Genomic DNA, 18948 nt, shown 5'->3' with positions numbered 1-18948 from the left:
CATGAACCTCCCCCACAAAGGAACCGCAATGCTGAGCAAACTCATCAGAAAAACAACCTTGGCGGCACTCTTCGCAAGCGCCCTGACAGCATCCTCGCTGGCAAGCGCAGCCACCGATCTGACCATGTACTACCCGATCGCCGTCGGCGGCCCGCTGACCGAGGTGATCGACGGCATGATCAACGACTTTCAGAAGGCCAACCCGGACATCAAGGTCAAGGCGGTCTACTCCGGCAACTACGACGAAACACGCGTGCGCGCCCTGTCGGCAATCAAAGGCGGCCAGCCTGCACAGCTGTCGGTACTGGGTGCGCTCGACACCTATGACCTGATCGACCAGAACCTGATCGAGCCGTTTGACAAGGTCGCCACCAGCGCCGAAGACAAGGCCTGGCTGCAAAGCTTCTATCCCGGCCTGATGGCCAACGGCACCATTGGCGGCCACGTCTGGGGCATTCCGTTCCAACGTTCGACCATCGTGATGTTCTATAACAAGGACATGTTCCGCGCCGCCGGCCTGAACCCGGACGCACCGCCAAAGACCTGGAAGGAAATGCTGGCAGCAGCCACCAAGCTGACCGGCAAGGACAAGTTCGGTCTGATGGTGCCATCGACCGGCTATCCATACTGGATGTTCCAGGCGTTTGCGATTCAGAACGGCGTGTCGCTGATGAACAAGGAAGGCACACAGGTCTATTTCAACACCCCGGCAGCCGTCGAAGCACTGGAATTCTGGCGTTCGCTGGCGGCGACACACAAGGTCAGCCCAGCCGGTGCGATTGAATGGGGCACGCTGCGCCAGGCTTTCGTGCAAGGCCAGACTGCCATGATGTGGCACACCACCGGCAATCTGACAGCCGTGAAGAAAGAAGCCAAGTTCGACTTCGGTGTCGCCATGCTGCCTGCCAACAAGCAACCCGGCTCGCCGGTCGGCGGCGGCAACTTCTATCTGTTCAAGGGTTCAACACCTGCACAGCAAGCCGCTTCGGTCACTTTCGTTCGCTGGATGACGGCGCCGGAACGCGCAGCGCAATGGTCGATTGCTACCGGTTACGTCGGCACCAGCCCTGCTTCGTACAACACGCCTGCCCTGCGCGATTACGCCAAGACCTTCCCGCAGGCACTGGTTGCCCGCGATCAGCTGGCGGTAGCGATTCCGGAGTTCTCGACCGAGCAGACCGCCCGTGTGCGTGAAGCATTGTCCAACGCTGTCCAGGCTGCCCTGACCGGCACCAAGACATCGAAGCAGGCGCTGGATGAAGCACAGGCAACTGCAGAACGTCTGTTGAAGCCTTACCGTTAATCGCTGAAACGCTGCAAAACCTTGTATCGCTGTCGTCCTGATTTTCGTCAGGACGACAGCAAAAAATCCGACACCGGACAAGATCCTGATGAATCAAGCAACGTCACACGTACTACCGACCAATCCGGCTGAGCGCCGCCTGCACAATCTGTTCGGCTGGGGACTGCTGACACCGTCGCTGATTCTGCTGACGCTGTTCGCCTTTTTTCCGATGCTGGCGACCTTGTGGGCCAGCTTCTTCTCGCGCGGCACGGCGCGCCGCCCGAGCGTGTTCAACGGCCTCGACAACTACCGCGACCTGGTGGCCGATCCGGCCTTCTGGCAAGTCGTCGGCAACAACCTGCTGTATGCAGGTGTGACCGTCCCGGTATCGATTGCACTGGCGCTGGGTATGGCCTTATGGGCCAATGCCCGTATCGGCGGCCGTGGCCTGGTGCGTACCGCCTTCTTCACACCGACCATGCTGCCGATGATTGCGGCGGCCAACCTGTGGCTGTTCTTCTATACGCCCGGTCTCGGTCTGCTCGACCACATCACGGCGCTGTTTGGCATCGGCCCGACCAACTGGCTCGGCCAGCCCGGCACCGCCTTGTGGTCGGTGATGGCCGTGACGATCTGGAAAGAGTCCGGCTTTTTCATGATCTTCTATCTCGCGGCACTGCAAGCGATCCCTCCCGATCTGCGCGAAGCCGCCCGCATCGAAGGCGCCGGGCGCTGGGCGTATACGCGCCGCGTCGTATTGCCGCTGCTGATGCCGACCACGCTGTTCGTGACGATCAATGCGCTGATCAATTCGGTTCGCCTGATTGATCACCTGTTCATCCTGACCAAGGGCGGCCCGGACAACGCATCCAAGCTGATCCTGTACTGGATCTGGGAAATGGCTTTCGCCTATCTCGATCAATCCGGCGCCGCCGTGATGACCGTGATGGTGCTCGCTGCACTGGGCCTCATCGCCGCGCTGCAATTCCTGTTCTTTGACCGCCGCATCCATTACCGCTAAAACGCTGAAAACCGTCGATGAATACCGCTACTATCAACGCCTCACCCATCACCGGCAACAACGCTGCCACGACACCTTCGGCCCCGGGCGAACGACTCTGGAACATCGTCGATACCGTCGGCGCATGGTCGCTGGCGCTGGTGTGGATCGCCCCGCTGCTGTTTGCGCTCTGGGCCGCCTTCCACACCTCCAACGCGGCGTTGGCGCTGGACTGGCGCGCACCGCTGATTCTGCAGAATTTCAGAGACGCGTGGCAGTCGGCGCCATGGCTGCGCTACTTCTTCAATACCTTCGTGCTGGTCAGCCTGATTCTCATCGGTCAGTTCACGCTGTGTACATTGGCCGGCTTTGCGTTCGCGCGCTTCCAGTTCGTCGGCAAGAATCTGCTGTTCGTGCTGGTGCTGTTGCAGTTGTTTGTGCTGCCGGAAATCCTGATCGTTGAAAACTATGCCATGGTGACGCGTCTGGGCATGTTCGATACGCCGCTGGGCATGGCCGTGCCTTATATGGCCAGCGCCTTCGGCATCTTTTTGCTGCGCCAGGCTTTCATGCAGATTCCGCGTGAGCTGGAAGAAGCGGCGCGCATCGAAGGTTGCGGCTGGTTCGGCGTTCTGTGGCGAGTGTATGTGCCGGCGGCCAAACCGGTCTATCTGGCCTATGCGCTGGTGTCGGTGGCGACGCACTGGAACAACTTCCTGTGGCCGCTGATCGTGACCAACTCGCCGATGACACGCCCGCTGACGGTCGGCCTGTCGCTGTTCGGCGCGCCGGAGAGCGGCGTCAACATTTCCATCATCAGCGCCGCCACGCTGGTGGCCATTGCACCGCTGATGATCGGCTTCCTCGTATTCCAGCGGCAGTTCATTCAAGCCTTCCTGCGTGCCGGCATCCGATAAATCTCTTTATTCAACACCAACAACACATCCTGATGAAAGTCATACAAATTACCGACATCCACCTGGTGCCGGATGGGAACCTCTTGTTCGGCGAAGATTCGGTAGCGCGTTTTCGCACCTGCATTGCGCACGTCAATGAACACCATCCCGACGCGGATCTGTGCGTCATCACCGGTGACCTCACCCACGATGGCGATGAAGCTTCTTACCGCATCCTGGCCGACTGCCTGAAAGAACTGAAGTTGCCGGTGCGCCTGCTGCTCGGCAATCACGACGAGCGACCTATGTTCCGCAGCATCTTTCCCGACATGCCGGTGGACGGCAACGGCTTCATCCAGGGCGTGCACGACACGGATACCGCGCGCCTGGTTTTTCTCGACACCAAAGAAGTCGGCACGCACGAAGGCCGCCTCTGTGCGGATCGTCTGGCATGGCTGGATCGTACACTGGCCGAAGCCGGCGAACGTCAGGTCTATCTGTTCTCGCACCATCCGCCATTTGAACTTGACCTGCCGTCAATGGACTGGATTCGCCTGCGCGAAGAAGCCGATTTGCGCGCGCTGGTGAAGAAACACGGCAACGTGCGCTACATGTTTTCGGGGCACGTACACCGCCCGTCAGGCGGCACCTGGTACGGCACGCCTTTCGCCACCGTACCCGGCACCAACCACCAGCACGCGCTCGACTTCGCCCTGACCGGCCCGGCGACGACTTCAATGGAGCCGCCCGCCTACGCCGTGCTGAGTTTGCGCGACGCCGGCGTGGTGGTGCACTACCATGCCTTCATGGACAAGTCGGAGCAGTTTCCCTACTACGGCTAAGCAAAGCTTCGGGCAATTAAAAACGGGGAGGCACACTGTGCACTCCCCGTTTTTCATTCAACCTTCTGAAACCAGAATCTCTACTCAGCTGCCTTTGCGTGTCTTGAACGCCGGCACAAACAAATCCGACCATACCGCAGGCTTGGTCTTGATGGTGCCTGCCTTGTCCATGAACACCACGTATTGCATGATGTCTTCCGGCGTGGTCGTGAATTGCGTGTCCGGATCGGCCAGCATCTTCTCGACTTCATCCTGCGTCAGTTTCATCTTCGATACGCGCAGGAAGGTCTCTGCGGCGCCCTTGCGGTTCTTGGCGATGTAGGCGTTGGCTTCTTCCTGCGCTTCCATGAAAGCTTGCGTCAGCTTGGGATTTTTGTCGGTGAATTGCTTGAGCGCGAACACGACGTCGATGGTGATGTGGCCCAGGACGTCGGAAGAATTCAGCACGCGCTTGATCTTCGGATCCTTGACTTCCTGATACGAGAACGGTGGCGAGGTGAAATGGCCGGTGATTTCGGTCTTACCCGACAACAGCGACCCCAATGCTTCCGGATGGCTCAGGCTGACGGTCAGCGGATCGAGCTTGGCGTAGTTGTCGATCCCAAAGGTCTTGGCGGCAGCCATTTGCAAGAGCACTGCCGACAGCGAAGTCTTGATGCCTGGAATCGCGATCTTGTCCTTGGAAGTGAAATCCTTCAGGGATTTGACGTTCGGGTTATTGGTGTTGAGCCACAGCGGCGAGGTACTCAGTGCACCGAGACCGATGACTTCCGAACGCGGAATGCCGTGCGCTTTCGACCACAAGGTGATGAAGCCCGGTGCGCCGGTGCCGGCGATGTCGAGGTTACCCGACAGCATGGCGTCGTTGATCACATTGCCGCCATCAAGCAGCACCCAGTTGGTCTTGACGTCACCCAGGCCAAGCGCCTTGGCGTGCTTCTCGATCAAGCCCTGATCGCGGATTACCATCAGCGGCAAATACAGCAAGCCGTAACCGTGCGACAGGCGTACCACCGGCGCTTCGGCACGGGCCGGAACACTCGCTGCCAGCATGGACAGACCGAGCGTTGCGGCCATCATCAGTTTTGAAAAATTTCTGCGTTTCATTTGGTCTCCTTTAAAAGGTTCTAATTTATTTAGCCGAACCTGTTTGTGATCCGTAGCGAGAAGCCATCAGCCGGTGGCGGCCGGAGCGGAGCTCAGTTGTGTAATCCTTGGAGTGTACTTTAGTACATGAGGATTCCGAGCACCGCCCGACGCCGGATCATGGCTTCGCAGTAGGATCGCGGACAGGTTTAGTGTTGCATGCCCCAGCGGCGGATGGTCCGTTTTTCTATCTGGGCAAAAATCAGGTTTTCAACAAACAAGCCAATCATGATCACAAAGAACAAGCCCGAGAACACGTTTGCGGTTTCAAGCTGATTGCGATTTTCAAAGATGTACCAGCCCAGGCCGCCGGCGCCGGACGACACGCCGAACACCAGTTCGGCAGCGATCAGCGTGCGCCAGGCAAACGCCCAGCCGATCTTGAGGCCGGTCAGGATGCTTGGAAAAGCGGCTGGAATCAGGACCGAACGCACCAGCGAAAACCGTTTCAGGCCGTAGTTCTGGCCCACCATGCGCAAGGTATTCGATACGGATCGGAAGCCCGCGTGCGTGTTCAACGCCACCGCCCACAAGACCGAATGCACCAGCACGAAAATGATGCTGCCGGTACCGAGACCGAACCAGATCAGCGCCAGCGGCAGCAAGGCAATCGCCGGCAGCGGATTGAACATGGAGGTCAGCGTTTCCAGAAAGTCATTGCCGATGCGCGAACTGATTGCCAGCGTGGTCAGCAAACCTGCAAGCAAGATGCCGAGGCCATAGCCGATCAGCAAGGTCTCCAGCGAGACGGCGGCGCGTTGCAGCAGAACGCCGCTGCTGATGCCGCTCATGAAGGCGTGCAAGGTTTCGCTGAAGCTGGGGAATAGCAGCGAGTTGTCGAGCCAGCGGCCGTAGATTTCCCAGACCAGCGCCAGCACCAGCAGGATCGCGGTCTTGCGGATCCAGCTGATGCGATAGATAGCTTCAAAGGCCGACAGCGGACGCTGAACTTCGGCGACAGCGTTGCGGTTCGGCTCGACGACGATTTCCGGACGCATGAAGAGTGTGTTGTTTTTGCTCATGGCTTGTCTCTTTATTTATCGTTAATCGTTATTAATGCGCGAACAGCATGTCATTGATGCGCTGTTCCAGCTGCGCCTGGCTGGCGGTGCCCATTTCTTCCGGCGGAATGCTGTTGAGCTCGGCCCGGACCTGGCCCGGATGCGGCGACAGCAACAGGATGCGGGTACCGATGCGGATTGCTTCTTCGATCGAGTGGGTGACGAACAGTACCGTGAAATTGGTGTCGTCCCACAGACGCAGCAACTCGTCCTGCATCTTGCGGCGGGTCAACGCGTCAAGTGCAGCGAAGGGCTCATCCATGAGCAGCACGTCCGGCTCCATCGCCATACCGCGTGCGATGGATACACGCTGCTTCATACCGCCCGACAAAGTATGCGGATAGCTGTCGATGAATTTGGCGAGGCCGACCTTTTCGATGTAATAAGCGGCGCGATCGGAGGCTTCCTTGCCGTGCAGTCGGCCGCTGGCGTGCAGCGCGAATTCGACGTTCTGGCGCACGGTCTTCCACGGCAGCAGCTGGTCGAACTCCTGAAAGACCATCATGCGGTCTGGGCCCGGCTGGCTGACTTCCTTGCCTTTGAGGCGAATCCTGCCGCTGGTCGGCTGCAAATAGCCACCGATAGCCTTGAGCAGCGTCGATTTGCCGCAACCGGACGGGCCAAGCAAAATGTAGCGATCAGAGGGGTGGACGTTGAAGCTGACTTGCTGCGTCGCAGTAACGAGCGAGTCGGACGTCTTGTATTGCAGAGTGACGTTGTCGATTTCCAGCAGAGGCACGGAAGGATCCACAGGCGTGGAGGAAGACTGCGGCGCTGCCGCAAAATCGTTTTTCACAAAATCTCCTTTGAGTACTTTTATAAGTTCTGTGAAGGATGCTAATCTCGCAAGCTGTAACGAAACTGACATACCGTCAGAAAGCTGTTGCCATATTTTCCCGATATCGCAACATCACTACGCATCACTGAGACGGAACCATCATGCGCATCCTTCTGGTCGAAGACACGGCCGACGTTGCCGAAGCGATCATCGCCCACCTGTCGCGCATCGGTCATACGGTCGATTGGCAAAGCAAGGGCAATGAAGCCGCCAAACTCGTCACCGATCCCTACGATCTGCTGATCCTCGACGTCATGCTGCCGCAGCAGGACGGCTTCTCGCTGCTCACGCGCGTGCGTGAAAAAGGCCTGACCACGCCGGTCATGATGCTGACCGCCTGCGCTGAAATCGAAGAACGCGTACGCGCGCTCGACCTCGGCGCCGACGACTACCTGATCAAACCCTTCGACTTCCGCGAACTGGATGCACGCATCCGCGTGTTGCTGCGCCGTAGTGGCGGCGAAGCGACCAATCTGCTGAGCTGCGCCAATCTCACCATCGATCGCAAAAGCCGCACCGCCTCGCTCGACGGCATGCCGCTGGAGCTGACACGGCGCGAAGTAACGCTGCTGGAAATCATCGCCGCGCGACCGGGACGCATATTCGGCAAGGACGAGCTGATCGACCGTCTGTTCAGTGTTGACGACACGCCCAACGCCAACACCGTCGAACAGTACATCGGCCGCCTGCGCAAGAAGCTCGCCGGCGCCGGTTTTGAAATCCGTACCTTGCGCGGACTGGGCTATCAGCTGGTGTTGCTGCCGGCCGGTACGCCACCCGCAATGGCGACCGCACAGTGAGGCCCGCGTGATCATCGCCGGACGTTCGCTCTACACGCGCCTGGTCATGCGCGTCGGGCTGGTGCTGTCCATCAGTTCCATCGCCCTGCTGATCGCCATCTGGATATCAACCCAACTTGCCGCCAACGAAGCTTATGACCGCATCCTTACCGGCAGCGCACTGCAGATTGCGGAAAATACCTGGTATCAAAACGGCGCCGTGAATGTCGACGTGCCGCTGGCCGCCTTCTCCATGCTGACGGCGGGCGATCAGGTGTTCTACGTGGTGGTCGATCCGGACGGCCGCACGATCGCCGGCGACCCCGATTTCAAACCCGAGATTCCGTGGAAGAAACTGAAAGACGGCCCACTATTGCAGGATGGCGCCTATCTGGACACGCCGGTGCGCATGGCCATTGTCGGCCGCCGTATGCCGGTCGCCAACGAACACCCGTGGGCGGTCATCGTACTGGCCCAGACCAACAACGCCCGCCTCTCTTTCGCCAAAAGCGTCGGTACACGCGCCCTGCTGGTGATTCTCGCAATGGGCGTGCTGACATTGATTGCGGCAATGTTCACCTTGTATCAGGCCTTGTCGCCGTTGAAGAAAATCGAAGCCGCCATCCGCGAGCGAGACCTCAACGACTTGTCGCCGTTATCGATCACCGTACCGGTAGAAACCCATGCGCTGGTCAGCTCGATCAATGCCTTCATGCAGCGGCTGGCGGTGCACCGCACGACCATGCGACGCGTCATCGGCGACGCTGCGCATCAGCTGCGCACGCCGGTGACGGCGCTGATTTCGCAGATGGAATTGCTCTCTGCGCAACATGACGACGCCGGCCGCCGCCATCATCTTGATCGTCTGCGCGACCGTACCCGCCATCTTGGTGCGCTGGTCAATCAACTGATCAACCATGCCATGGTGCAGCATCGCAGCGACACCGCCGCCTTCGAAAAAATTGACCTCGGAGAGCTGGTCCGTCACGAAATGGCCGACATGCTGTCACATCAGGAACGGCAACTCGATCTCGCCATGGAAGCACCCGAGCAAGCATGCATGATCATGGGCGACGCCATCAGCCTGCGCGAGGCAATCAAGAACGTGCTCGGCAACGCGCTGCAATACGGCGCCGTGAGCTTTCTGCACGTGCAATTGGAGCAGATAGAAAATCTATACGAACTGCGCGTCATCGATGACGGCCCCGGCATCCCGGAAAACGACTGGGAGCGTATCCGCAAACCCTTCGCCCCACGCAGCGGCGAACGCGTCGGCGCCAGTCTCGGCCTGTCCATTGTGGAAGAAGTCATGCGTACCCATGGCGGCCTGCTGCGATTTGGATACAGCGGCGCGGGGAGCTTTATGGTGGTGTTGAGTTTTCCGGCGGAAGCGCCGTCTGCAGCATAACGGCGCTGGATGATACCGGGCCCGGCTTTCGCCGGGACAGGTGTCGTCCAGCGCCTTGTTACTTGCCGGCTAGGTTTTATAGAATCGCTTGGCCCGTTCCGCAGCCCTGTCGATCGCCTGCTGTACCGTCTTCGATCCGCTGGCGGCTTCCGCCACCATATCGACCAGTACGTAATCTGCCAGACAGGCCGCTGACGCCTGCCCCAGCGGGCCTGCATGACCGTGATCCAGCATCAACGATGCCGCGTCGCGATACGGCGTGGCCTTGGGATCGGCAGTCCAGACCGGATTCTTTTCATAGGCCTTGAGCGGCTGGCTGACGTAACCGATGGCGGCCTTCATCCAGGGATTGAACTGATCCGGCTCCATCATGAATTGCATGAAGGCCTTGGCTGCGTTGGGATACTTGGTGTGCTTGAACGCCATCATCTGCGTCAGTTGCATCAGCTCGGTCGGCTTGCCCGATACGCCGATCGGATAGTGCGCATGCTGGGTGTCCTTTGCCAGCTCCTGCAGTTTGGGATCGGTCGAGTTCTTGGCGGCGTAATAAATCGAAATACCGTTATTGGTCAGACTGATCTGACCATCGAGATAGGCCTTGTTGTTGGATGGATCCTGCCAGGACAGCGTGCCCGGCGCCATGGTCGGATAAATCTGCTTGCCGTATTCCAAGGCTGCGCGGGTCTCCGGCGAATTGATGACGACGTTGCCGTGTTCGTCCACCAGCTTGCCGCCATGCGCCCACAACAGCCAGTGTGCATAGTTGTTGGCATCGCCGACCGCCTTGCCGTGAGCGAAACCGAGCGGCGTGTTCTTGGCCTTGAGCGCCTGCGCCATCTTGAGGAAACCGGGCAGATCCCTGGGCACCGTCTCAAACCCGGCAGCCTTGAGCTGGCTGTCCCGATACACCAGGCAGATGCCGATCACCCCCAGCGGGATGGCAATCCATTTGCCGTTGCTCTTGCCGTATTTTTGAAAGACGTCATACCAGCCGCCGTAGCGCGTACCCAGCGAGTTTGCCAGGTCGGTAACATCGAGCAGTTTGGTCGGATACTGATGCGGATCGTCGAACCAGCCCAGCACGATGTCGGGGCCGCTGCCGACATTGGCTGCAACGGCAGCCTTGGGACGGACATCCTCAAAACCTTCGCTGTCGGTACGCACGGTGACGCCGGTCAGTTCGGTGAATTTCTTGACGTTCTCGTTCCACAAGTCCTCATCGCCCTGAACGAAACGCTTCCAGCGCAAGACGCGCAGGGTCGCGCCTTTTTCTATCGGGTAATCGATGCCGCCAGGCGCCGTCGGGGCAGCAAATGCGCTGCCTCCCATGGTCGAGGCGGCTGCGGCGGATGCCGCGCTGGCGATCAGAAATTCGCGTCTGCTTAACTTCGTCATGTCTCCTGCTCCTTCGGTTAGAACGGATGGGCCCACGTTGGCGCGGTTATATGGTTTGACGTATCAGGACGGCGGTGAAGAATAGGTACGGTAGCGGTCTCCTTGGGTGAAATATGGTGCGGCAACGACAAATGCCAGTCATCAACTGACCGGCATTTACCTTCTTGGATGGACAAGGCGGTCGGACAAAACTAGTCGAACATGTCCGGGCTGGTTTGCACCAGTTGTTCATAAATCGGCTGGAAGTGCAGCCAGCCGATGAAGGAATTGCCGACGTTCTCGCGACTGTAACGCGCACGGTCCGGCGGCACCATGATCGGTTTGATGCCGGTGGCTTCCACCATAAGCTGGACTTGGCAGCAACGCTCCAGCGCGATGAACCAGAAGGCAGCGTCCTCGATACTGTGACGGCTGGCGGTAAACAAACCGTGGCTCTGATGGATCGCCGCCTTGTTCTTGCCGAAAGCGGCGGCGACCGATTTGCCGGCCTCGGTCTTGACCGCGACGGCACCGGCCTCGGCGGTGATGACAACGTGATCTTCAAAGAATACGGCGGCATCCTGGGTGATCGGATCCAGCGGACGCCCCAGCGCCGACCAGGCCGTGCCGTAGACCGTATGGGCGTGGCACATGGCGACGATGTCCTGATGCATCTCATGTACTGCGGCGTGCAGCACAAACCCGGCGCGATTGAGCGCATATGAACCCTGCACCACTTCACCATGGTGATTGGCAAGGATGAGGTTGGAAAGCTTGACCTGCGAAAAATGCACGGCCATCGGATTGGTCCAGTACAAATCCGGGAATTCCGGGTCGCGCACCGTCAGATGCCCGGCGAATCCGTAATCGAGTCCATGCAGGGCGAAGGCCCGGCAGGCGGCAACCAGGCGCTCCTTGCGATGCTGGCGCTCCTCGGCATGGGTGGCGAATACCGGCACCTGAGGGAATTTCAGCCCCTGCTGCTCAGGCTGGTAGACCGATACCCGCGGGTCGGCGGCGTTGAGGGCGCTGAAGCTGGATTTGACTCCAGCTGAGGTTGGATTGGCTGACTGGGCGGCGCGTTCAGCGACATCGATCATCATGGCTGGGTCTCCTGCTTTATTGGAAATTTGGAAATCGAATCTTTGGAAATCGAATCTTTATGGTGAGCAGATCATCCCAAGAAGCTCGTCGCTTTGACAAATGACGAGTATTCACAATATGATGAATCTGATTCACCTCATGAGCGGATACCAAGGCTGCGATGCGAAAACTCCCCAGTTTCTTCTCCCTGCGCGCCTTTGAAGCTGCAGCCCGCCTGCAAAGCTTTGCGCTCGCCAGCGAAGAGCTGCATCTTTCCCCCTCTGCAATCAGCCATCAGGTACGCGGCCTGGAAACCTACTTCGGCAAATCCCTGTTCACGCGCTCCTTCCGCCGCGTCGAACTGACGGCTGACGGCCGCCGCTTGCTTGATAAGCTGTCGGTAGCTTTCGACCTCATGGAGGCAGCCTGTGAAGAGCTGGGCCCGGCGCGCCGCAGCGATGCGCTGGCGGTGCACTGCTCGCCCAGTTTCGCCGCCAAATGGCTGGGGCCGCGCCTGCCGCGCTTCATGCAGCAGTATCCAGACATCAACATCAGCATGTCTTCAGGCGCCGAGCCGATGGACCTGCTGCGCCATGAAGAACTGGATCTGACCATCGCCTACGGCAACGCCCCCACGCGCGCCGGTATCGTCAGCGAAGCTATCGGATCGGAAACCATCGTCCCGCTGTGCTCGCCGGCCTTGCTGCACGACCGCGCGGTGCCGGCGCTGACAGATATTGCAGCAATGACGCTGATCCAATCTACGCTCAACCCCGTCCGCTGGAGCGACTGGTTCGCTCTCAACGGCATGAAGCTGCCGCCCGGACGGCCGATGCCATCCTTTGACCGCGCCTCGCTGGCATTGGCGGCGGCGGTCAATCAGGTTGGCATTGCATTGGAAAGTACGAGGCTGGCGGAGCAGGAAATTGCCAACGGAGAATTGGTGCCGCTCAGCGGCGGTACGCTGAAGTCAGTCTGGCGGGAGACGCATTTTCTGAGCTATCGGGAAGCGGAGAAGAACAGCAAGAACATCGTCCGCTTCCGTGACTGGCTCTTTAGTCAGGCAGGATTACATCAACAAAATCAAGCAACTGGAAGCTAAAGCTGACAAGTTACTTCCACTCCAAAATGGCGTTTTTCTTGTCCAGCCAATGCACCTTCACGGTGGAAGCATTGACCTTGCGTCCGGCGCAAGCGCTGGCAGCCAACGCGAACGGCGTATCGTAATAACGGCCGTCATTGGATGAACGCAAGCGCGTCTGAGGCGCATTTTGCGCAATCCAGTCGGCAGCATTGGTGCGCATGTAAATCATGCAGGCGCTGCCACTGGTGTCGGCGACTTCGCATTTGCAGGTATTGGCGCTGGTGGTCACCACAGGCTTGTCAGGCACCGGCGGCGGATAGCCAAAAGGATGACGCTCTATCAACTGGGCCGACGCCGAACCGCAGAGCATCGTCAGCAAGGCGATTGCGCCGCAATACGAAAAGACGGACGACAGGGATGGTTTCATAGACAGTCCTTTTGCATAGCTCCACGACTTCAGCTGCCTGAGCAGCTTAAGCCTTCTTCACCTTCAACTTCCACAGCGACGTCACTTCCTTCATGCGGGCGGCCGACAAGGGATCTTCCGCATCGCTGGAACGGGGATGACGCGGCTTGATATCGGTCTTGCCGACAACCTGCAAACCCGCCTTGTCGATCATCGCCTGTATCTCGCCACGCGCCCGCAAACCAAGATGCTCGGCGAAGTCAGACATGATCAGCCAGCCTTCACCACCCGGTGTCAGATGGTCGGACAGGCCGTCGATGAAGCCGCGCAACATGCGGCTGTCGGGATCGTAGACTGCCGCCTCAATGGCCGAACTCGGCTTGGCCGGTACCCACGGCGGATTACACACCACCAGCGGCGCGCGTCCGGCGGGAAACAAATCCGCGCTCATCAACTCAACCTGCTTGTTCACGCCCAGGCGTTTCAGGTTTGCGGCGGCGCAATCAAGTGCGCGTTCGCTCTGATCGGTGGCAACGATACGTTTGACGCCGCGCTTGGCCAGCAGCGCTGCCAGCACGCCGGTGCCGGTACCAATGTCAAAAGCCAGATCGACCGTCGGCAACACTGCTTGCACGATCAGGTCGACATATTCGCCCCGCACCGGTGAGAACACGCCATAGTACGGATGGATACTGCCGCCCAATGCGGGGATCGGCACCCCCTTCTTGCGCCATTCATGCGCCCCCACCAGACCCAGCACTTCGCGCATCGACACGACACTGGCTTCCTCGCCGGGGCCGTACACCTCCGTACAAGCCTGCGCCAGATCCGGCGCCCGGCGCAGAGGAACGCTGTAATCGGCTTCCATCGGCAGCAGCAGCATGCCGAGAATACGCGCGCGTTGGGCCTGCGCCTGACGATGCTGATGAAATGCCTGCGTGATGGTAATTGCGGGAGTTGCCTTCGGAGCAACTGTTTTACTTGCTTTACCGGCGGCTTTGTCCGCTGCTGCTTTATCGGCCGCCTTGCCGTTTTTGCGATCTGACTTCTTGTCGATGCGTCTGGCGAGAGCCTGCAGCAATTGACGGGCATTTTGATAATCGCCGCGCCAGAGCAAGCCGGTGCCTTCGCAGATCAATTTGTAGGCGACATCGGCGGGTATGCGGTCATCCGCCACAGTGACGTTTTTTGGAGGTGAGTTGCCGGCTTCGGAACGCCAGCGGGCGGAACGAATTTCCCCTGCTTCAGTCCAGCTTATAAGGGGGTAATCGCTCATGCTGCTTCTTTCGTAATCGTTTGACATGGCGCAGTGTAACAAAATGTCTGAAGCGATATCCTGCACGAGATCGAAACTTCTCTTATGATGAGGACTTACCTTGAAAACAACAGCAGCAGAAGCAGAAACAGAAACAAAAGCAGTAGATGCACCAGAAAACATAAAAAACAGCAGCATTCGCCCAAGCGGCAATGCGCGTCGTCCTAACCCTGCATACCCTAACCGCTGGAGCCGATATGTCTGATCCCATCCTGCGTCAAGATGATTCCCACCACGTACGACTGAAACAGATTCTGGCTGAGCTGGAACTGGAACTTCAGAACATCCCCGTCGACAGCCCTGAAGCCAGAACGCTGAAGAACGATTTTGCCGTGCTCAAAGGCCATCTGAACACGCCTGAAGTCGAAGCCGGCGTCTTGCGCGAGCATATCGGCAAGACCCAGAATTCCGCCATGAATCTGATGGACTCAGTCGAAGGGGCGATTCTGAAGGACAGCCCCTACGTCGCGGAGCTTGGCCGCATCCTCGGCATGATCTGACCGGTATGTACGCAAAAATCCTTGTCCCCGTCGATGGCAGTCCGACCTCCAACCAGGCACTGGATGAAGCCATTCGGCTGGCCAAAGCCCTCGGCAGCAACATCGAGGTCGTCCATGTCGTCGACAACAGCTACATTCTCTACGACACCGGCTACCAGCCACCGGCCGGTTTGCACACGGACTTCATCAGCGCCGGACAGGGCATACTCGACGACGCAAAAAAACGCGTCGAAGCCGCCGGCCTGCCAGGCAACACGCGCCTCATCGAGAGCCCGGTAGCAGCGGGCGATATTTCCGGGACCATCCTGCAAGCCGCCAAAGAAAGCAGCGCCGAGCTGGTCGTCATCGGTTCTCACGGGCAAAAGGGCTTCCGCAAGATGGTGCTTGGCAGTGTCGCGGAAAAGGTCATGCATCAATGTCCGTTGCCGGTCTGGATTATCCGGGGTACGCAAGCCGCCGCGTGAGTAAAGCGGCAAGGATACGGAAGCAAAAAAGGCCTGATATCACTATCAGGCCTTTTTTATGTGGAAGAACGGTGGACTTGCCCGCTCAGCTTTTCAGCTTCATTTCTCCGGCAGCGGAATCCACTCAACTTCGCCGGGAATTGCCGGAAACACCGAACGATCCTGAGCGCGCCACGCCAGTTTGGCGCTTTCGATCATCTCTTTGCTGCTGGCAACGAAATTCCACCAGACAAAGCGTGGACCGTCGATCGGCTCGCCCCCCAACAGCATGAACAGCGTATCGCTCTGCGCCGTCAGCGTCACTTCTCCGCCCGGCTCCAATACGGCCAGCACGCCGGCTTCCAGCGCTTCACCATCCAGCGAGGCCGCACCGGTGACGACATAGACGGCGCGTTCGCTGTAGTCCGCGGGCAAAGTCAGCGTGCCGCCGGCCTTGATGCGTCCCGACAGATAAAGCGTCGGGCTGGAAGTTTTGACCGGCGACTGCTGACCATAGGCTTGACCGGCCAGCAAATGCAGGCTGGCGCCATCCAGCTCGATGCGCGGCATGTCGGTCTCGGGATAGTGATGAAAGCTGGCGTCGCCCTGCTCCTGATCCTTCGGCAACGCCACCCACATCTGCAAACCGTGCACCGGCACCTTGTCATTGCGGATGTCTTCCGGAACACGCTCCGAATGCACGATACCGCGCCCGGCCGCCATCCAGTTGACCGCACCCGGCGTAATGCGCTGCACGACGCCGAGGCTGTCGCGATGCATCATTGCGCCGGAGAACAGATAGGTCACCGTCGCCAGCCCGATATGCGGATGCGGGCGGACGTCGCCTTCGGTGGTGTCGCTGTCGAATTCCACCGGCCCCATGTGATCGAAGAACACAAAGGGGCCGACAGTGCGGACGGCAGCGGCAGGCAACAAGCGGCGTACCGGGAAGCCGATATCGCGTACCAGGCCGTGGATGAGATGACGGATGCTGCTCATGGCGGTCCTTTTAAAAAGTAAAGATTAGAAACGTCCGGCGCGAAAATCGTCGATAGCCTGCTCGACTTCTTCGCGCGTGTTCATGACAAACGGTCCCCACTGTGCAATCGGCTCATTCAACGGCTGGCCGGAGATCAGCAGAAAACGGCTGTCCTTGCTGGCATGGATTTCAACACCTTCGGCGCCGGGCGTATTGCTCAGGATCGCCATGCGGCCTGCTGCTGCCACACGCTTGTCCACACCAATCTGCAACTCGCCCTCGTACACATACAGGAAGGCATTATGCGTCGCAGGAATCGGCAAGGCCACCTGTTTGTCGGCCTCCAGATGCAGGTCGAGATACAGCGGCGCCGTAGTAGGACGCTCTACCGCGCCCTTGGTGCCGAAGGCTTCGCCTGCCAGCACACGGACGGTCAGGCCATCCTGCGGCGAGACTTCCGGAATGCCGGCCGACGGAATGTCGCTGTACGCCGGTGTCGTCATCTTGTCGCGCCCTGCCAGGTTCACCCACAGCTGAAAACCGCTCATGAGCCCGTCCTCCTGCTCCGGCAGCTCCGAATGCACCAGGCCGCGGCCGGCGGTCATCCACTGCATGCCGCCCGGTTCCAGCAGACCTTCGTTGCCGGCGTTGTCGCGATGGCGCATGCGTCCTTGCAACATGTAAGTCACGGTTTCAAAGCCGCGATGCGGATGGTCGGGAAAACCGGCCAGATAATCGTCCGGCTTGTCCGAGTGAAAAGCGTCCAGCATCAGGAAAGGATCCAACCGGCGTTGCAAATCATGGGTCAGCACGCGGGTAAGGCTGACACCTGCGCCATCCTGGGTCGGGATGCCGTTGACCAGCCGTTCCAGCTGGCGGGTAAAAGTGGTGCTCATGGTGTTTCTCCTGTTGTGGGTACTTGTGGCGACTGCTGCCGGAACGGCCACCGTCGCCTGCTACTTCAGATAAACGCTACAGATTGATGCCTTTGCTGCTCGTTCAAACTATCCAGCTTATTCAATTACTCAGTTGGCTTGATCGACCAGAAAACCAGCAGACCGCCGATGATCGACAAGTTCTTCAGGAAGTTGGTCAGTTGGCCTTGCATCGCAGCTGGATCAACAGCCCAGAAACGGTGTGCGGCCAGCGTTGCGCCAACGGTGAAGATCGCGATCAGCAACGCTGCCGGACGGGCCAGACGGCTGCCGCTCATCAGTGCCAGACCGGCGCCGACTTCGACGAAGATCGTCACGATGACGGCCAGTGTCGGCACCGGCAGACCGAGGCTGCCCATGTAGCCGACCGTGCCGGCAAAGCCGATGATCTTGAAAATGCCGGAGACGACGAACAGCGAAGCCAGCAGGATGCGGCCGAAGGTATAAGTGGATTTGGAAATGGTCATGATGAAACTCCCTAAAAATTGTTTTGGATAAAGTACAAGTAAGTGTTTGGTTGGTAAGGCTTAACTCTTAAAACTCTGAAACTCTTGAATCAGAATGCAGAGTAAGAATAATGCGAATAAGCGCAACATGAAATTGATTATTTTTCTATAATCAATATCTAATAAATAGATAGTGTTGCCATGATGAACATAGAACGCTTCTCCCTCGACCAGCTACGCGTCTTCGTCCAGGTCGCCGACAGCGGCAGCTTTCTGGCGGCTTCCCGCATCCTTGCCCGCGCTCAGTCGGCGGTCAGCTACGCCATCGGCACGCTGGAAAGCCAGCTCAATGTCTCCTTGTTCGACCGCAGTGGTTACCGTCCGCAACTGACGGACGCGGGCGAAGCCTTGCTGCGCGACGCACGCCAGGTACTGGATCAGGTGGACTCGCTGCAGGTGCGCGCCAATGCGTTTTCACAGGGACAGGAGCTGGAAGTGGCGCTGGCGGTGGACGTGTTCTTTCCCACCGACTGTCTGGTGGATCTGCTGCGGCGCTTTCGCGACGCCTTTCCTGCTGTGACGGTGCGACTGGAAATCGAAGCGCTGGGCGCTGTAGCGGAACGCGTGCTCGACGGCCGCTCCATGCTCGGCATTCTCGGCACCCTGCCGACCACGCCACCCAATCTGTTGCGCGTGAGCCTGCCCAGCGTGATGGTGGTCGGCGTCGTCTCGCCCCAGCATCCGCTGGCGGCAGTCAAAGGACGAATCCCCGACAAGCTGCTGGCGCAACAGACGCAACTGGTGCTCAGCGACCGCAGCGAACTGACGGCACGTCAGGATTTCTCGGTGCACTCGCGCCTGTCCTGGCGCATGAGCGATCTCGGCACCAAACACGCCCTGCTGCGCGCCGGCATGGGCTGGGGTTACATGCCGCAGCATGTGGTGAAAGACGATCTGCAAAACGGCAAGCTGGTCAGAATCCTGACCTCGCAGCATGCGCCGGAAGGCATGGCGCTGCCGATCCAGTGTGTTTACCGGCCCGACTATCGCGCGGGGCCGGCCTTGTCATGGTGGCTGGACTCGCTGGCGGCGTTGAAGACGCTGGATGGGATCAGCGTCATCGAATAG

21 protein-coding genes are annotated in these 18948 nt (G+C 59.1%); 11 read left to right on the top strand and 10 right to left on the bottom strand.

The features are described 5' to 3' along the window. Window positions 1–28 precede the first annotated feature (28 nt). The 4 genes from hmeg3_RS10970 to hmeg3_RS10955 all read left to right on the top strand — a co-directional run bounded on the left by hmeg3_RS10970 (window position 29) and on the right by hmeg3_RS10955 (window position 4023). Complete coding sequence (locus hmeg3_RS10970) at window positions 29–1303, top strand: ABC transporter substrate-binding protein (RefSeq protein WP_094563748.1); 1275 nt, start codon at window positions 29–31, stop codon at window positions 1301–1303. Window positions 1304–1391: 88 nt separating this feature from the next. Beyond that, a complete protein-coding gene (locus tag hmeg3_RS10965; protein ID WP_094563747.1) occupies window positions 1392–2306 on the top strand; it encodes a carbohydrate ABC transporter permease in 915 nt (304 codons plus the stop codon). 17 nt (window positions 2307–2323) lie between these two features. Continuing rightward, window positions 2324–3202 (top strand): carbohydrate ABC transporter permease, encoded by an 879-nt coding sequence (locus hmeg3_RS10960; protein ID WP_232511956.1) that lies wholly within the window; start codon window positions 2324–2326, stop codon window positions 3200–3202. A 32-nt stretch (window positions 3203–3234) separates the two neighbouring features. After that, a complete protein-coding gene (locus hmeg3_RS10955) occupies window positions 3235–4023 on the top strand; it encodes a phosphodiesterase (protein ID WP_094563746.1) in 789 nt (262 codons plus the stop codon). Between the two features lie 84 nt (window positions 4024–4107). Here hmeg3_RS10955 and hmeg3_RS10950 read toward each other — a convergent pair whose 3' ends face one another. The 3 genes from hmeg3_RS10950 to hmeg3_RS10940 form a co-directional block, all read right to left on the bottom strand. Beyond that, window positions 4108–5130 carry an ABC transporter substrate-binding protein gene (locus tag hmeg3_RS10950; RefSeq protein ID WP_094563745.1) on the bottom strand — a complete coding sequence of 341 codons (1023 nt, stop codon included), beginning with the start codon at window positions 5128–5130 and terminating at the stop codon, window positions 4108–4110. Between the two features lie 188 nt (window positions 5131–5318). Further along, window positions 5319–6191, bottom strand: coding sequence for an ABC transporter permease (locus hmeg3_RS10945; protein ID WP_094563744.1), 873 nt, complete (start codon window positions 6189–6191; stop codon window positions 5319–5321). 31 nt (window positions 6192–6222) lie between these two features. After that, window positions 6223–7026 (bottom strand): ABC transporter ATP-binding protein, encoded by an 804-nt coding sequence (locus tag hmeg3_RS10940; protein ID WP_094563743.1) that lies wholly within the window; start codon window positions 7024–7026, stop codon window positions 6223–6225. 143 nt (window positions 7027–7169) lie between these two features. Here hmeg3_RS10940 and hmeg3_RS10935 point away from each other — a divergent pair, with 143 nt between their 5' ends. Both hmeg3_RS10935 and hmeg3_RS10930 read left to right on the top strand, forming a co-directional pair. Continuing rightward, window positions 7170–7868, top strand: coding sequence for a response regulator transcription factor (locus hmeg3_RS10935; protein ID WP_094563742.1), 699 nt, complete (start codon window positions 7170–7172; stop codon window positions 7866–7868). Between the two features lie 7 nt (window positions 7869–7875). Further along, window positions 7876–9255: a sensor histidine kinase gene (locus tag hmeg3_RS10930; protein WP_232511955.1), complete on the top strand. Its 1380-nt coding sequence runs from the start codon at window positions 7876–7878 to the stop codon at window positions 9253–9255. 69 nt (window positions 9256–9324) lie between these two features. Here the strand turns inward: hmeg3_RS10930 and hmeg3_RS10925 are convergent, their stop codons facing one another. Further along, on the bottom strand, window positions 9325–10650 hold the full coding sequence (locus hmeg3_RS10925) for an ABC transporter substrate-binding protein (RefSeq protein ID WP_094563741.1): 1326 nt from the start codon (window positions 10648–10650) through the stop codon (window positions 9325–9327). A 191-nt stretch (window positions 10651–10841) separates the two neighbouring features. After that, complete coding sequence (locus hmeg3_RS10920; RefSeq protein WP_094566264.1) at window positions 10842–11729, bottom strand: class II aldolase/adducin family protein; 888 nt, start codon at window positions 11727–11729, stop codon at window positions 10842–10844. 164 nt (window positions 11730–11893) lie between these two features. Here hmeg3_RS10920 and hmeg3_RS10915 point away from each other — a divergent pair, with 164 nt between their 5' ends. Continuing rightward, entirely contained in the window at window positions 11894–12814 is a 921-nt protein-coding gene (locus hmeg3_RS10915; RefSeq protein ID WP_094563740.1) for a LysR substrate-binding domain-containing protein, read from the top strand. Between the two features lie 10 nt (window positions 12815–12824). Here hmeg3_RS10915 and hmeg3_RS10910 read toward each other — a convergent pair whose 3' ends face one another. After that, the gene (locus hmeg3_RS10910; protein ID WP_094563739.1) at window positions 12825–13223 is read right to left on the bottom strand and encodes a hypothetical protein; all 399 of its coding nucleotides are present in this window, start codon (window positions 13221–13223) and stop codon (window positions 12825–12827) included. A gap of 46 nt (window positions 13224–13269) precedes the next feature. Next, window positions 13270–14478, bottom strand: coding sequence for a class I SAM-dependent methyltransferase (locus tag hmeg3_RS10905; protein WP_094566263.1), 1209 nt, complete (start codon window positions 14476–14478; stop codon window positions 13270–13272). Between the two features lie 100 nt (window positions 14479–14578). Between hmeg3_RS10905 and hmeg3_RS24695 the strand changes: the two genes are divergently transcribed. From hmeg3_RS24695 to hmeg3_RS10895, 3 genes are read left to right on the top strand one after another with little or no spacing between them, the layout of a single operon-like run. Continuing rightward, a complete protein-coding gene (locus hmeg3_RS24695; protein ID WP_157739251.1) occupies window positions 14579–14722 on the top strand; it encodes a hypothetical protein in 144 nt (47 codons plus the stop codon). After that, a complete protein-coding gene (locus hmeg3_RS10900; protein WP_094563738.1) occupies window positions 14715–15017 on the top strand; it encodes a hypothetical protein in 303 nt (100 codons plus the stop codon). Before hmeg3_RS24695 ends, hmeg3_RS10900 begins: the two co-directional genes overlap by 8 nt. 5 nt (window positions 15018–15022) lie before the next feature. Beyond that, entirely contained in the window at window positions 15023–15481 is a 459-nt protein-coding gene (locus tag hmeg3_RS10895; RefSeq protein WP_094563737.1) for a universal stress protein, read from the top strand. 99 nt (window positions 15482–15580) lie between these two features. On the opposite strand, the gene hmeg3_RS10890 is transcribed toward hmeg3_RS10895, so the two are convergent. From hmeg3_RS10890 to hmeg3_RS10880, 3 genes are all read right to left on the bottom strand, one after another. Beyond that, a complete protein-coding gene (locus hmeg3_RS10890; RefSeq protein WP_094563736.1) occupies window positions 15581–16459 on the bottom strand; it encodes a pirin family protein in 879 nt (292 codons plus the stop codon). A gap of 24 nt (window positions 16460–16483) precedes the next feature. Then, the gene (locus tag hmeg3_RS10885; RefSeq protein ID WP_094563735.1) at window positions 16484–17335 is read right to left on the bottom strand and encodes a pirin family protein; all 852 of its coding nucleotides are present in this window, start codon (window positions 17333–17335) and stop codon (window positions 16484–16486) included. Between the two features lie 125 nt (window positions 17336–17460). Beyond that, the gene (locus hmeg3_RS10880; protein ID WP_094563734.1) at window positions 17461–17841 is read right to left on the bottom strand and encodes a DoxX family protein; all 381 of its coding nucleotides are present in this window, start codon (window positions 17839–17841) and stop codon (window positions 17461–17463) included. Window positions 17842–18024: 183 nt separating this feature from the next. Here hmeg3_RS10880 and hmeg3_RS10875 point away from each other — a divergent pair, with 183 nt between their 5' ends. Further along, window positions 18025–18948, top strand: coding sequence for a LysR family transcriptional regulator (locus tag hmeg3_RS10875; protein WP_094566262.1), 924 nt, complete (start codon window positions 18025–18027; stop codon window positions 18946–18948).

It is taken from the genome of Herbaspirillum sp. meg3, from assembly GCF_002257565.1.
Taxonomy (GTDB): Bacteria; Pseudomonadota; Gammaproteobacteria; order Burkholderiales; family Burkholderiaceae_D; genus Herbaspirillum.
The sequence above is the reverse complement of the archived record's forward strand: the minus strand, read 5'-3'. Positions and strand labels throughout refer to the sequence as shown.

Excerpts from the sequence above, each read along its gene's own strand:
- hmeg3_RS10885 (WP_094563735.1), bottom strand. The coding sequence starts at position 17,335 with ATGAGCACCACTTTTACCCGCCAGCTGGAACGGCTGGTCAACGGCATC.
- hmeg3_RS10950 (WP_094563745.1), bottom strand. The coding sequence starts at position 5,130 with ATGAAACGCAGAAATTTTTCAAAACTGATGATGGCCGCAACGCTCGGT.
- hmeg3_RS10890 (WP_094563736.1), bottom strand. The coding sequence starts at position 16,459 with ATGAGCAGCATCCGTCATCTCATCCACGGCCTGGTACGCGATATCGGC.
- hmeg3_RS10875 (WP_094566262.1), top strand. The coding sequence starts at position 18,025 with ATGAACATAGAACGCTTCTCCCTCGACCAGCTACGCGTCTTCGTCCAG.
- hmeg3_RS10965 (WP_094563747.1), top strand. The coding sequence starts at position 1,392 with ATGAATCAAGCAACGTCACACGTACTACCGACCAATCCGGCTGAGCGC.
- hmeg3_RS10935 (WP_094563742.1), top strand. The coding sequence starts at position 7,170 with ATGCGCATCCTTCTGGTCGAAGACACGGCCGACGTTGCCGAAGCGATC.
- hmeg3_RS10960 (WP_232511956.1), top strand. The coding sequence starts at position 2,324 with ATGAATACCGCTACTATCAACGCCTCACCCATCACCGGCAACAACGCT.
- hmeg3_RS10915 (WP_094563740.1), top strand. The coding sequence starts at position 11,894 with ATGCGAAAACTCCCCAGTTTCTTCTCCCTGCGCGCCTTTGAAGCTGCA.
- hmeg3_RS10945 (WP_094563744.1), bottom strand. The coding sequence starts at position 6,191 with ATGAGCAAAAACAACACACTCTTCATGCGTCCGGAAATCGTCGTCGAG.
- hmeg3_RS10900 (WP_094563738.1), top strand. The coding sequence starts at position 14,715 with ATGTCTGATCCCATCCTGCGTCAAGATGATTCCCACCACGTACGACTG.
- hmeg3_RS10955 (WP_094563746.1), top strand. The coding sequence starts at position 3,235 with ATGAAAGTCATACAAATTACCGACATCCACCTGGTGCCGGATGGGAAC.
- hmeg3_RS10880 (WP_094563734.1), bottom strand. The coding sequence starts at position 17,841 with ATGACCATTTCCAAATCCACTTATACCTTCGGCCGCATCCTGCTGGCT.
- hmeg3_RS10920 (WP_094566264.1), bottom strand. The coding sequence starts at position 11,729 with ATGATCGATGTCGCTGAACGCGCCGCCCAGTCAGCCAATCCAACCTCA.
- hmeg3_RS10970 (WP_094563748.1), top strand. The coding sequence starts at position 29 with ATGCTGAGCAAACTCATCAGAAAAACAACCTTGGCGGCACTCTTCGCA.
- hmeg3_RS10910 (WP_094563739.1), bottom strand. The coding sequence starts at position 13,223 with ATGAAACCATCCCTGTCGTCCGTCTTTTCGTATTGCGGCGCAATCGCC.
- hmeg3_RS10895 (WP_094563737.1), top strand. The coding sequence starts at position 15,023 with ATGTACGCAAAAATCCTTGTCCCCGTCGATGGCAGTCCGACCTCCAAC.
- hmeg3_RS10925 (WP_094563741.1), bottom strand. The coding sequence starts at position 10,650 with ATGACGAAGTTAAGCAGACGCGAATTTCTGATCGCCAGCGCGGCATCC.
- hmeg3_RS10905 (WP_094566263.1), bottom strand. The coding sequence starts at position 14,478 with ATGAGCGATTACCCCCTTATAAGCTGGACTGAAGCAGGGGAAATTCGT.